Genomic DNA, 12,780 nt, shown 5'->3' with positions numbered 1-12,780 from the left:
CGAGCCCGGTGGAACACTATACTCATCCTTATGCTCCAAGATGGCACTTAAATTGAAATAACCGTTCAGGTTCCGGAGCACAACCTACCGGTTCAGCGGGAAAATCAGCAGCAGCTGCATAACGCCGCCCAAAAAATTTTGTGAGTTGACAAAAGTAAAATGACACGGGTTTATGGACCAGCAATATAGAAGGCTTCCATATCTAATGCGATATGGTTCAACGGCAGCTCGTGGTCCTTTTTCTCATCTGGCTTCAATGGCCTTCAAGGCGTCCCTATGTTAACGAATTCATCTTCAGAATGCCGTCTGGTCAGCATTTGTCCACTCTTCGGATATACAAGTATATGTATAATTTCACCTTCCGAATAAACACTAACACCGCCCCCCCGTACCTACGATATATTACAAGCAGTAGGAATCCTTACGCAGCACCCCATTTAAATCTCGCTATAAACTGCTGCATTGACATCGGTTTCCCAGCCAACGGGAACGGCAAGACCCGCCGCAGAATACTCAGTGTTTGTAATTTTCGACCCCGTCTTAGGAGTTGTGTAGCGAATCTGTAATTTGGCTATCCGGCGGAAAAGCTCAATAAAATCACAGCCGGTTATACAGAGCTCATTTTAGTTTACCTCCATCCTTACCCTCAAAATACTTATACTTGTGCATTTAATTGTTCATCAAGTTTACATTTATAATCAATATTTATAAACATTAATTTATATAACCAAAAGTATAGCGCTTTCAAAAATAAAAAGCAATGAAAATCCCACTCACTCTGTTACTTGTTTAAGTTTATATATTTCCTTGATAGCAAACCCTCACGAGAAGGGGTCTAGCTCTCTTTCTTTTCTTAGAAGAACACCGATTTATCCTAATAGTATAGAATCTTTTTTATCTAACTCTTACTACAAAAAAGGCAAAGAGTAGTGTAGTATAAGAGGGGAATGTTTATTAGCAGTATGCAAGATCAAAGAATTGTTTTCAAGCTAAAAACCACATTCACATTTACATTTGAATAAATTTTTGTTTATCATTTAAGATTTTATGAAGCAGGATAAAAAGGAGCTTATTATGGCTGAGAAAGTAACGGTTCAAGACATCGCGGATGCAATGGGGCTGTCTCGAAATACCATATCCAAAGCCCTCAACAACCATCCGCAAATTCCAGAGGGCACAAAAAAGAGAGTAATCCAAAAAGCAGCGGAGATGAAATACAAAAACTACAGTTTTATGAATGGAGGCAATATTGCTCTTCTTACACGAGGGGACATTAACGCCATCAGCTTCTACTCTGAAACGATTAAAGGAATGGAAACCTCCCTGCGCGCTGAAGGCTTTAATCTGATCTTATCTCTTGTCAATCCTGAGGATATCCATTCATGCACACTGCCCTCCAATATTAACCAATCAAATGTGAACGGAATTGTTTGTATTGAGATCTTCCAAGAAGCCTATATTGAAACTATTCTAAACACGGGCATTCCAACGGTATTTATCGATTTTTTGCCAGAGTCGTTGAACTCTCCACACAAATTCGACATCCTCTTGATGGAGAATCACCGCACGACATACAATCTTACTCGTTCTCTCATTGGACGCGGCCATTCGGAGATTGGATTTATCGGAGACCACAATCACTGTCGAAGCTTCTATGAGCGTTGGCTTGGTTACGATCAAGCCCTCCGGATGCATCGCGCTTCATCTGGAGAGACGTTCAGCATCAAGCTTGAGGACAACAATCCTTATCTATCTGTTGAGTGGATGCTTGAACAGTTGAAGCAGCTTCCAAAGCTTCCGACAGCATTTGTTTGTGCCAACGATGATATTGGAATTTCGGTTATTCGTGCGCTAAAGGAGTTGCACATCGATGTTCCTGGACAAATCGAGGTAACAGGTTTTGACGATATTGCTAATGCCAAGATTATCGATCCTCCGCTCACGACCGTACATACTTATCCGTACGGACTCGGTACACGCGTCGTTGAGTCCTTGTTGGCTCGATTGGAGCAGCCGGATCGACGGAATGAGACCATTCATCTTGAGACATGCATCGTTCATAGAGGCTCCACGAAGTCTTCCTAATCAAGTTGTATGTAACAAAGATACAGGGAACCATTTTTATTCAGAGCATATACACTGTTATTTTTAAGCAAGGTAAGATGAATAAGATTTTCAGATACCAAGGTAGTATGAATGAGAGAGATAGCAAAACTAAAAAATTAATCTTTCTCACATTCTTATGTTTTATTTTTTTGCTCCTTATAGTTAATAACCATAGTGTACTTCTATCATTACAATATAGACATAAATAAATAAATAAGAAATTGAATCAGCACTTTGATTTTCAATGATATTCCTCCAAATAAGTTATGTTTTTCGCGTTAATTAAGTTTTGATGTGTAATGAATTTTTCAGATGAGTAAGCGCCCGAACTGTAGAAGGTATTTTGGTAACTAAATTAAAATGAGTTAAGAGAAGCATTTAGCGTAGATCTCATTTTTAAAAAGACGAAAAACCTCTTCACAATTCAGCCCTATCTCCTTTCTAATTATTGCATTTGCGTAAAGTTAGGCTTATAAGTAGCAGTTTATACTTAAATGAATCTGATATAAATAATACGTTTATATTAGATTTTCTTAAAAGATATATTTAAAAATAAATTGTCCTTATGTCGCATAATACAAATAATTTTTTTATTTATAGAAATAGCTATAACTGTATTCAATGAAAAAAGGTAGGTTCGCAATTGAACCTACCTATTCGGAGAAATTACATATTATTTACTTTCTTATCCTACTTAAGACTCCGAGCCCATCATTCTCCTGGCTTCTTTTAGTATTGAACCTGTTGTACTCATTAGCCATCCCAAAGAATCAGTAGTACCACAATACTCAATAACATCAGCGCATTTTAATTGTCAGGAGAAAATAACGTTCTAGACTAAAAAATAAAGTGTTAGACTCAGCAAATAAAGTTGTAGACTGAGGGAATAGAGAGACTGACGATGCTTCATTAAGCTAACGGACAGATAGGTTAACCATGAGATTTCAATAACTAGTATGGTTGTAGCATTGTTAAAAATATTGATCCCTCATAAGGGGGGAGTGATTTATTATTGAGTCTTTATGTTAAAATTACTATATGGATTGTGAATAAATGTACTTGAATTAATGCAGCAGATTAGTAATGGTAGATTATACCATGTGGATTATATGGAGGTTGCTGTAATGTTTGAAAGTATATGTGTTTCTAGTGATTGCGATTTAGGGACAATAGCAGAGAAAGCAATTTTTTATGATAAGGTAAAAATAATCGTCAATGAGAATCTGTTAAATCGTTTGTTTTCACAAGTCCATCCCGCTGAATTTATTCCATTTTTAGAAGAACATAAAGAAAATATTGAATTAGTTTATTTCTGGGTTGTACCAGTTACTAGAACTTTCCACCACGATGATAAAACAGAAATAATGTTTACCTCAATGGATGAAGATGATGTAGACCCATACTTAGATTACTTGTGGGAAAAAGGTGGGTTGAATAGTCCTAATGGGCATTTTACAGACTTACCTTTGGCAAGAAAACTTTACAGATTAATGAGTAGAGATGATATTTATTTTGAAACAACAAAAAAGTATGCAGAAGAAATGGAATCTGAAGAACAAATCATAAATTACTTAGAAAATTTCCTTATAAAGACCAATCCTTTACTTTTAAAGAAACTTCCAAAAGATATTAAGTTAAAATTACACATCATAGAAGATGATGCTCTTTTAAAAAGATATGAATTAGAACATAATATTAGTAAAGAGATAATTGACCCTCTCTCATTTCTAGGAAGTTATTTTTCGACTTTTTCTAGCTTTGAAGTATGGTCAAAGCACTCATCGGATTTCCAATTAAGCCCATCATCTTCTATCTTAATTGCGAACAGATTTGATTCCCTTTATAACAAAATCGTTAGTGGAAGTAATAGTATAGAAACATTTAATAATTTTGTACTGAAAACTGGAAATGTTAGAGGAGTTTTGAATTCCGGGGAAAAGACTTTTTCAGAGTATATATCTATATATGAAAATAGTAGAAAATTCAAGGAGTTTATTGGTGATTTACCCCCAGAAGCTAATTTAATACAGGAATACTTTAATGCTAATAATGCAAATACTTGGGCTGAGAAATTACCATCTAAAACAATCAGGTTGGGCTGTTTACAGGTGCAGGTTTACTTAATACAGTAGGTGGCTCAGGAGCTGGCACTTTATTAGGAATAGGATCGTAGTGGCCATCCTCGTCTGGCTGTTTAACTGCATCAATTATAATATCTCCCATTCATTGATTATGAAATGGAGTTAAAATTCCTTAAGGACATGCTAAAGACAAAAACTTATATCGTTAAAACAAGAAAAGCCGCCATTTTGGCGACTTATCTATCTGAATATATTTATTTTTTCATTTTACAGCTAAGAATTTTTCTTGTAGTTACTATACATCCTTCTAGTAACTCTTATTTAATTTATCATCAACGATCTTTTATCTATTTATACTGTTACTCATTTTGATAAATTGATTTTCAGGTTCGATATTCGATAGTAACCTTTGCAAACGCTGGAGTCCAATGACTAGTTCCAGTTGATCCAGCGACGAGGATAAAGAAACTCGCAGAAACTGATCCCCGTTATCTTTCCTTGTTAAGAAACGTGCCGAGTGATAAATATGAATTCCATAATCCATAGCCTTATTTTCCAGTTCTTTTAGTTGGTAATGATGAGATAATGGTAACCATCTATAGAAGCTGAGTGGATTCTCAGTTTGCGTGTACTGATGAAAATAACTCTGGTATAGCTTGCTCCGTTCCAAGGCGATTGCCCGCTTTTGCCTGATGATTTCTTCAGCGATTCCTGAATGTATCATTTCAGTTATGATCTCTGCATTAAGTGAAGACGTTTTAATATTCACGTTGAATACCCCGTAATGCATCTTTTCCTTTAGTAACTCTGTGCATGTCATATACGCTACCCTCAATCCTGAACTGAGCGATTTCGAAGTACTCAGAATATACACAAAGTGATCCGGAACGAAGTGAGAAACCGGCAAAAAACCGCTAGGAGACAAAAATGAATAGATATCATCTTCAATTAAAATGATTCCATGTTGATTGATGATCTTGGCTAGATTTTGTCTACGCTCCATGTCCATGACGATCGCCGTAGGGTTATGACAGGATGGAATGAGATAAATTCCTTTAATATGATTAGTATTACAAGACTTCTCCAAACTTTCTGGAAGCATGCCACTTGTATCTCCATCTATAGGCACAAGTTGAATATTCAGAAGGTTTGCTAGTTCAATAAAGTTAGGATAGGTGTGTATATCTACGGCAATTTTGTCGCCTGGATGAAACAGGGACATTAGTGTTAGAGCAAGTGCATTCTGTGCGCCGGAAACAATCATGATGTTCTTTGCCTCGGCTTCCATTCCAAACTGATGCATCCATGTTCTTGCTGCGGTTTGATGATAGGGAATTCCAAGCGGGTGCCTATAATCCAGCAGGGTCGTCAGATAATCTTTACTCGCAACTTGTTTAACCATTTCAGCTACCTGGTCATTGCAATGATCTAACGGCTGTATAATCCCCATTTCGATATACTGGTTGCGTTCTACATGCTCTTCGAGAAAAATAGCGTTACGAACATGAGGCGTTACAAAAGTCCCTCTACCTGTTACAGCATAAATCAGCCCTTTGACTTCACATATCTTGAAAGCACGCGTAATTGTGCTCAGATTCACATCCAGATAATCTGCCAGTTCACGTTGAGGCGGCAGCTTAGTATTCGGTGCCAGAAATCCATTGATAATGTCATACTCCAGTAGACTGGCAATAGAGCGGTAAATAGGTGAACTAAGCTTTTTGCGAACCGGTGTCCAACTCATCGGATAATTTTCAAACGAATTCACAGGCATAAGCATCCTCCAAAGATTGTCTTACATACAATTTTAACATTGTAGCCATACAATATATAGTGTTACAGTGGTGCATATCAGTCAACAAACTATCAGCAGGGAGGGCAAAAAAGATGAAATATTATGTCGTAGATGCATTTGCACAGAAGGTTTTTGAGGGGAATCCTGCAGGTGTATGCATTATGGAGAACTGGATTTCGAATGACTTGATGCAGCACATCGCAATAGAAAATAACCTTTCCGAAACTGCTTTTGCTGTTAAAGAAGGAGATCATTACCGTCTAAGATGGTTTACGCCCGCAGAAGAAATTGAGCTTTGTGGTCATGCCACCCTAGCTACCGCTTATGTCATAGCCAATTTTTATGAACCTGGTTCGGAGCACTTTACGTTCCACAGTCTAGGCGGAGAATTGACTGTCATTAAAAAGGGCGAGTTATATGAGATGGACTTCCCAAGCCGGATGCCGGCGTTGGCCACATTAACTCCTGATATGGTAGAGGCTCTTGGCGTTACCCCAGTGGAGACATATCTAAGCAGAGATCTGATGTTTGTACTGGAGACTGAGGATCAGGTTCGGGACCTGAAACCGGACTTCTCCAAGTTAAAGAGCTTAGCGGATGGGTTAGGAGTGACGGTAACGGCTAAAGGCTCTAATTATGATTTTGTATCTAGGAGCTTTTTCCCTAAGCTGAATGTAAATGAAGATCCCGTTTGCGGTTCAGCACACTGTAACTTGATTCCATACTGGGAAGAGCGCTTGGGTAAGCAGGAAATGGTAGCAAAGCAATGGTCTTCACGTGGAGGTATACTTTACTGCCAACTGCAAAAAGAAAGAGTGAAAATCAGCGGAACGGCAGTCCTGTACTCCATAGCTGAATTACAAATCAATTAACCACCTTGTGAAAACATGATGCAATCTAATATAAATAAAGGTCTAATCTTACTGTTTACCGCCACGTCATTCTGGGCTGGAAATTACATCTGTGGTCGATATCTTGGTCCAACTCTACCAGCAACACTTCTTAATACGATACGCTGGTTTCTTTCAGCTATCATTCTGTGGGGATTGGTGAAATTCAGACAACAACAGCTTCCGCTCTTTTCGAAATGGAAAGAGTTCTCTGTACTTGGATTTCTGGGTATATTTGCTTTTTCTACGCTTAATTATGAGGGACTGAAGTTGATTAGTGCTTCCAGAGCGGGTATGATTTCAGCGATTATTCCGATCCTTATTCTCATTTGCACACCTCTGATATTGAAAGAGAAAGTTAAACCTCTGGCATGGATTGGGTCAGCGGTATCGATTGTCGGGATTATTATATTATTTCAAGGTAAAGCCTCTAACTCAGCCGGCGACACATCAGTTACAGGGGATATAATGATACTTCTGTCATGTGTGGCCTGGAGTCTCTACACGGTGCAAGGAAAGAAATATGGAGAGTCTACAGGCCCGCTGACCCTAACCGCTGGAGCTGCTGTATATGGAAGCATATTTAGTGCCATTAGCTGTATAGGCAACGTAAATGTTGATACCATACACATGAACTCTACGGCATGGGTGTGCATTCTGTACGTAAGCACGTTTGCTTCCGTAGCAGCCTATTTTGCCTGGAATGTAGGGGTTAAACTGATTGGTGCTTCTAGAGCAGCCCCCTTTATTAACCTACTTCCCGTGTGGACTGTGATTCTAGGTATTGTTTTACTCGGAGAACATGTGTCCTTTATGTCTTTTGTAGGTGGCCTCATTGCACTCATGGGTGCAGTTTTGGCAAGTATCAAATAATGTTTATTATTGTTCATCTTAATAGTAACAAAAAAAATCAAGTTCTTGTCCTCAGAGGAGGGAAAAGAACTTGATTTTTTCGTTAAAACAATAAAACCCTAAAATGTCGACATTTCCTGAATTCCTATTTGAAAAATAGATTGGTCTTCAAAAAAATTAATTTAATTCAATACTTGCATAATACTCTTAGGGAAAGTTTCTTCTGCTTCTGCTCTTTTCTCATATATATTGTACCAAGCCTCCGCTACCTGGTCTGGATCAAAACCCGTGCCCTTCTTGATCAAAGGACTGATGGATAAATGACCAACAAATACCCCCATAGGAAGCAAACGTTCGTGCAAAGTAAGGATGTAGTTTCTCAATCCAGACATGGCTATCCCTGAATTTCCGAACATGGCGCTTGGACTCATGGCTGAAAGGTCGCTTGTGAAAAGAAGCGCACCCTCACCTCGTTCAATCATTTCTGGAATGACTTGTCTTGCAGAGTTGATGGCTCCGATGACCACATTATTGAAAATTTGAATAACGCTCTCATCTGTCGTATCCAGCACAGGTGTCACAGAGGCATTTCCATTATGAGGACTAAATTCTAAAACATTTATTGTACCATAATTATTTTTAATTTGTTGAAATGCACTAGTTAGCTGCATTTTGTTTGTGATATCGGCAGCAAACCCCTTTGCTTCAATCCCCATCTGATTTAGCTGCTGAGCATATTGATCGAGCTTCTCCTGTGTTCTTGAAATCAGAGCAATACGAAACCCGTGCTTCCCAAAAGTCTTGGCCAGTGAGAAACCAAGACCAGGCCCAGCACCAACTATAACCATTGTCTTCATTGAATCATTCTCCTCTTATTAAGACGTAGTCCACTTTGTGATACAACTTTTTTGTGAAATGGACTAGTCGAAAGTATTGAAACTTATTTCGTGATTCTCGCCAAGCAGAATACTATGCTGCTTGGCGGGAACTCTGGAACCAGTATCCTAATTATGATTCAACAACAAATTCGCTGTTCAGTTGGATCGCATTGGCAATGTTCCAGCGGTTAGGAGATGTACGTAAGACGGTTTCATGAATTCGATTCCATTGCTCTTGCGTCCCGTCGCCATTCACAACCACTTTATAATGGAGTTCTTCATATCCAGGTTTAATATTCTCATCCAGACCCAGGAAGCCGCGAAGATCCAATTGTCCTTTCGTTTCAATCCTCAACGATTTCAAGTGGACATTCTCTAAAGAAGCTGCTGCAACATACCCAACAATCATACAAGCGTTCAGTGCTGCCATGAGAAACTCTTGTGGGTTAGCAGCTTGGTTCTCACCTAATAACTCAGCTGGTTCATCGATTAAAATCTCAAAATCCCTCTCAAGCTGTTGCTCACCAAGCTTCATTTCCTTAACGGACGTGGCTGACTTTGTCCCCCCAGTCCACTCCGTTGTCACTTGAAATTTCGCTATCCCATCGTTTGAATTCTGCTCTACAGCTCCTGCAAACTGTTTCAGAGCGCCTATGTTGAGTCCGTTAATAGTTTCGAGATTATTGTTGTTCATTGGATATCTCCTCATCTTTCTTTCCTTTTATAAATAGCAATAGACTATACAAAACTACCTACTAGAAGGTAGTTTTGTATCATGCTTAAATTCGGATTAAAACATCTTTCTTCGATATCAAATCAATTTAATCCAATACCGCTCTTATATGTTCAGTTGTGACTGCCCAGTGTGAAGTTGCCCAGTATTTTGCTTTATCCTTTATTAAAATAATTTGTGGGGATTCATGTTTAACGTTTAAATCTTCTGCAATCTTATTCGATATAGGACGGGACTCGATCACTTTCACAAGAAAGTAGTCCGTTTTGCGATTAGGCATCTCTTTCAGATATTGTTCAAATTCCTTAAGGGCATTTGCGCTGACGGGACAAGATGTACTGTGCTTTAAAACAACTTGACCTCGTTCCATGGATTCTTCAAAAATAGTAGCCCAATCCTCCAAAGTCGTAACTTCTCTCCATTCCATCTTCAGTTACCTCCTTCCAAATAAATGTACTATTAGTTGTATATGCCATGAAAATTATTCAATTGATAATTTGAATAATAAATTAGTTCATTAATTCAGTCAAGCACTTTTTTACGTGAGAAGAGAACGGAATCCTATGAACCATGTTCCTAGATTGTTTTGGTGAAAAAGCCGCCATTCAGGCGGCTTACGAAGCGGTTTTATTCTTATCCTACAACATGATCTGTTCCTTCCACTCTAGGATTCGCTGTTAAGAGATGATATGATAGCATAGCTCACCGTTTATCAAGAACGTATATTCCCTATTTCAACTGCATGTTGCAGAAATTGCTCGATTTCTTCCTGAGATTTACGCATCTTATTGACATAACGGGTAAGCTCTTCACCGCCAGCGAAGGCGACAAAGCTTGGAATACCCATAATGTTTTGTTCTTCACTGACAGTGCCTACATGATCAACATCCACCTCGACCAGATTCAAATCATTTGCAAATTTATCTTCCACTTCAGGCATGAATGGATCAATAAACTTGCAGTCACCACACCAGTCTGCTTTAAAAACAGCGACCGTGAGTTTTGAAGAGTTAATTGCTGCATCAAACTCAGATTTCGATGAAATTTTTTTCATGTTCTTTGCTCCTCTTCAAAAATGATTTACCATTGTAATTGGTGTTCTTCAATATAGTTGCTTGTCACATCATCTCCGGAGTCAATCGTTACTTTCCCCTCGGTATCAACAGGAACCCCTGCTTTTATAAGCAATTGACCGATATGGCAGTCTTTTTCAGCTTGTAGAATCAAGGCTTCTGCCATAGTGATATCCTCATTGGAGGATCCCGAGGATAACACAACGTGCGGACGATGTGTGATACTTAGATGATCGCCTTTCGTTATATTGCCCTCGGTATCCATAAAGAGTCCGGTAACGGGTACTTTCTTGCGATCGAGCATGTATGCCAGTGTCATCGTATAACAAGCGACAGCTGAGGACATGAGGAGTTGCTGGGGTTCAGCCCCTTCTCCACTTCCTCCTTTAGGTGCAGGGATAGCAATTTGGGTTTGTAATTTGTCACTTTTTATACGACCATCGCCTTTTGCATCTTTGTACCAAACCGTATTCATATTAATTTTTTGATCTGCCATTTAAATCTACTCCTTTTGAATATGTTATTTTATACTATAGCTGCTTAAACGCAACTGCTTGAAACTTTGATACATTCGTTTTACTTCTGGAATACCTCAAGTGATTATTGTTCCAAAGAATCGATGAACTTTTCGCTATCCATGGCTGCCATGGCCCCACTTCCAGCAGCAGTAATAGCTTGACGATAGCGATGATCCTGTACATCTCCACAAGCAAATACACCTGAGATGTTTGTCATGGATGTACCCGGTACTGTTACAATATAGCCGTTTTCATCCGTTTCAATTTGATTATTCAAAAATTCAGTATTCGGATGGTGGCCAATAGCTACAAAAACACCATGTGCAGGCAGGATTTCCTCTTCGCCCGAGATATTGTTTTGGACTTTTAATCCTGTTACGCCATTTGGTTCTGCAACAACTTCGAGGGGTGTCTTGTTAAACGCCCACTCAATTTTAGGGTTCGAGCGTGCGCGATCTTGCATTATTTTTGAGGCTCTCAATTCCTCTCGACGATGGACAACAGTCACTTTAGAGGCAAATCGCGTTAAGAAGCTTGCTTCTTCCAACGCAGTATCACCACCTCCCACCACAATCAGCTCCTTATTCCGAAAGAAAAATCCATCACACGTAGCACAAGTGCTCACTCCACGCCCTACGTTATCCGCTTCTCCAGGTATGCCTAAATATTTCGCGCTAGCACCGGTAGAGATGATCAACGTTTCAGTAACAACCTCACCTTTGCCTTGCACTTGTAATCTAAACGGCCGTTTCTCAAGATCTACTATTTCTACCCAACCGGTTAAAAATGTAGCTCCAAAACGCTCTGCTTGTTTCCGCATGTTATCCATTAATTCAGGGCCCATGATGCCTTCAGGAAATCCTGGGTAATTTTCGATTTCGGTTGTAGTTGTAAGCTGTCCACCTGGTTCAGGTCCTTCAATAACGAGAGGACTCATATTTGCACGAGCCAGGTAGATCGCTGCAGTTAGCCCGGCTGGACCAGTTCCAACAATTACGGATTTATACATTCTCTACCCCTCCAAAGTTTATGATATTTCATTTAATATTCAATTGAATAATTGAATTGTATCATTGTATTATCTTTTCGTCAACACGTCAGTTAAAGTTTAGTAATATGTCTATACATTTATTTGAAATGATCTTGAGAAAGACTTTAGCTCGGGAGGGTATAGATTAGAAATGTGGAAGACTAACTAACATACATAAATTTGAGAAAAAGCCGACAAAGCAATATTGCAGTGTCGGCTTTTACAAGAGAATTGATTTTTCATATGGGTTAAATTGCATTTTTCAAACAATATTGACCATTCTTAGAATGCGCTATAAATACGAATTTCGGGGTCAGCTTGAAGCAAATCTTTCAGACCAACGACAACATCCTTGTTGAATAGATCACTTTCCAGATAGGCTTTAGCGTCAGATTCACTACTGAAGCCGTGCAGAACTTGAACGTCTTCCTCACGTACTAGTAATTCTTTTGACAAAGCACCAGCGATCTTTGAAAGAAAAGGCTCTTTAAAGGTTGTATAAACATTAGCTGCTGCCTCGCGTTCGGATACATTCACTTTCAATGTAATTTGAAGATAAGCTTTTTGCATAGGATTTGTACCTCCAGTTTTTTTTATATGATCAATAAATCAAATGATCAATCAATCAATTGAATCTTATACAATAAACTTCTAGTCGTCAAGTCAATATCTGATATTTTAATCTCTAGCAGATGGCTATGTTCATAATTTTGTCAACTATTTCATTCCTAGTAATTTGATCAAATTACATTATTTCTACTTGACTATACTGAGGTACATGTTAAAATTCTATTAATCAATTGAATGACTTAACACTTCTTTTT

12 protein-coding genes are annotated in these 12,780 nt (G+C 38.7%); 4 read left to right on the top strand and 8 right to left on the bottom strand.

Annotation, left to right across the window (positions count from 1 at the left end):
• Positions 1-1,074: 1,074 nt before the first annotated feature.
• Both NSQ57_RS03030 and NSQ57_RS03025 read left to right on the top strand, forming a co-directional pair.
• The gene (locus NSQ57_RS03030) at positions 1,075-2,085 is read left to right on the top strand and encodes a LacI family DNA-binding transcriptional regulator (RefSeq protein WP_029515929.1); all 1,011 of its coding nucleotides are present in this window, start codon (positions 1,075-1,077) and stop codon (positions 2,083-2,085) included.
• 1,145 nt (positions 2,086-3,230) lie between these two features.
• Positions 3,231-4,238 (top strand): hypothetical protein, encoded by a 1,008-nt coding sequence (locus NSQ57_RS03025; protein WP_340931276.1) that lies wholly within the window; start codon positions 3,231-3,233, stop codon positions 4,236-4,238.
• Positions 4,239-4,530: 292 nt separating this feature from the next.
• On the opposite strand, the gene NSQ57_RS03020 is transcribed toward NSQ57_RS03025, so the two are convergent.
• On the bottom strand, positions 4,531-5,961 hold the full coding sequence (locus NSQ57_RS03020) for a PLP-dependent aminotransferase family protein (RefSeq protein ID WP_340954078.1): 1,431 nt from the start codon (positions 5,959-5,961) through the stop codon (positions 4,531-4,533).
• Between the two features lie 113 nt (positions 5,962-6,074).
• Between NSQ57_RS03020 and NSQ57_RS03015 the strand changes: the two genes are divergently transcribed.
• Entirely contained in the window at positions 6,075-6,854 is a 780-nt protein-coding gene (locus tag NSQ57_RS03015; protein WP_340954076.1) for a PhzF family phenazine biosynthesis protein, read from the top strand.
• A gap of 15 nt (positions 6,855-6,869) precedes the next feature.
• Positions 6,870-7,745, top strand: coding sequence for a DMT family transporter (locus tag NSQ57_RS03010; RefSeq protein WP_342425608.1), 876 nt, complete (start codon positions 6,870-6,872; stop codon positions 7,743-7,745).
• 161 nt (positions 7,746-7,906) lie between these two features.
• Here the strand turns inward: NSQ57_RS03010 and NSQ57_RS03005 are convergent, their stop codons facing one another.
• The 7 genes from NSQ57_RS03005 to NSQ57_RS02975 form a co-directional block, all read right to left on the bottom strand.
• Positions 7,907-8,581 carry an SDR family NAD(P)-dependent oxidoreductase gene (locus tag NSQ57_RS03005; protein WP_340954074.1) on the bottom strand — a complete coding sequence of 225 codons (675 nt, stop codon included), beginning with the start codon at positions 8,579-8,581 and terminating at the stop codon, positions 7,907-7,909.
• Between the two features lie 151 nt (positions 8,582-8,732).
• Positions 8,733-9,296, bottom strand: a complete 564-nt coding sequence (locus NSQ57_RS03000) for an OsmC family protein (protein WP_340954073.1) — start codon at positions 9,294-9,296, stop codon at positions 8,733-8,735.
• Positions 9,297-9,423: 127 nt separating this feature from the next.
• Positions 9,424-9,762, bottom strand: a complete 339-nt coding sequence (gene ytxJ, locus NSQ57_RS02995) for a bacillithiol system redox-active protein YtxJ (RefSeq protein WP_340954072.1) — start codon at positions 9,760-9,762, stop codon at positions 9,424-9,426.
• A gap of 285 nt (positions 9,763-10,047) precedes the next feature.
• Positions 10,048-10,389: a thioredoxin family protein gene (locus NSQ57_RS02990; RefSeq protein WP_340954071.1), complete on the bottom strand. Its 342-nt coding sequence runs from the start codon at positions 10,387-10,389 to the stop codon at positions 10,048-10,050.
• Positions 10,390-10,415: 26 nt separating this feature from the next.
• A complete protein-coding gene (locus NSQ57_RS02985; RefSeq protein ID WP_340954070.1) occupies positions 10,416-10,904 on the bottom strand; it encodes an OsmC family protein in 489 nt (162 codons plus the stop codon).
• Positions 10,905-11,008: 104 nt separating this feature from the next.
• Complete coding sequence (gene trxB, locus NSQ57_RS02980) at positions 11,009-11,935, bottom strand: thioredoxin-disulfide reductase (protein ID WP_340954068.1); 927 nt, start codon at positions 11,933-11,935, stop codon at positions 11,009-11,011.
• 303 nt (positions 11,936-12,238) lie between these two features.
• Positions 12,239-12,526 carry a hypothetical protein gene (locus NSQ57_RS02975; RefSeq protein WP_340954066.1) on the bottom strand — a complete coding sequence of 96 codons (288 nt, stop codon included), beginning with the start codon at positions 12,524-12,526 and terminating at the stop codon, positions 12,239-12,241.
• Between the last annotated feature and the right edge of the window lie 254 nt (positions 12,527-12,780).

Origin of the sequence: Paenibacillus sp. FSL L8-0502, assembly GCF_038593055.1 — a bacterium.
Taxonomy (GTDB): Bacteria; Bacillota; Bacilli; order Paenibacillales; family Paenibacillaceae; genus Paenibacillus; species Paenibacillus polymyxa_D.
The sequence above is the reverse complement of the archived record's forward strand: the minus strand, read 5'-3'. Positions and strand labels throughout refer to the sequence as shown.

What these genes read in the sequence shown, in the direction of transcription:
- NSQ57_RS03030 (WP_029515929.1), top strand. Translation starts at nt 1,075, where the DNA reads ATGGCTGAGAAAGTAACGGTTCAAGACATCGCGGATGCAATGGGGCTG.
- NSQ57_RS03025 (WP_340931276.1), top strand. Translation starts at nt 3,231, where the DNA reads ATGTTTGAAAGTATATGTGTTTCTAGTGATTGCGATTTAGGGACAATA.
- NSQ57_RS03020 (WP_340954078.1), bottom strand. Translation starts at nt 5,961, where the DNA reads ATGCCTGTGAATTCGTTTGAAAATTATCCGATGAGTTGGACACCGGTT.
- NSQ57_RS03015 (WP_340954076.1), top strand. Translation starts at nt 6,075, where the DNA reads ATGAAATATTATGTCGTAGATGCATTTGCACAGAAGGTTTTTGAGGGG.
- NSQ57_RS03010 (WP_342425608.1), top strand. Translation starts at nt 6,870, where the DNA reads ATGATGCAATCTAATATAAATAAAGGTCTAATCTTACTGTTTACCGCC.
- NSQ57_RS03005 (WP_340954074.1), bottom strand. Translation starts at nt 8,581, where the DNA reads ATGAAGACAATGGTTATAGTTGGTGCTGGGCCTGGTCTTGGTTTCTCA.
- NSQ57_RS03000 (WP_340954073.1), bottom strand. Translation starts at nt 9,296, where the DNA reads ATGAACAACAATAATCTCGAAACTATTAACGGACTCAACATAGGCGCT.
- ytxJ (WP_340954072.1), bottom strand. Translation starts at nt 9,762, where the DNA reads ATGGAATGGAGAGAAGTTACGACTTTGGAGGATTGGGCTACTATTTTT.
- NSQ57_RS02990 (WP_340954071.1), bottom strand. Translation starts at nt 10,389, where the DNA reads ATGAAAAAAATTTCATCGAAATCTGAGTTTGATGCAGCAATTAACTCT.
- NSQ57_RS02985 (WP_340954070.1), bottom strand. Translation starts at nt 10,904, where the DNA reads ATGGCAGATCAAAAAATTAATATGAATACGGTTTGGTACAAAGATGCA.
- trxB (WP_340954068.1), bottom strand. Translation starts at nt 11,935, where the DNA reads ATGTATAAATCCGTAATTGTTGGAACTGGTCCAGCCGGGCTAACTGCA.
- NSQ57_RS02975 (WP_340954066.1), bottom strand. Translation starts at nt 12,526, where the DNA reads ATGCAAAAAGCTTATCTTCAAATTACATTGAAAGTGAATGTATCCGAA.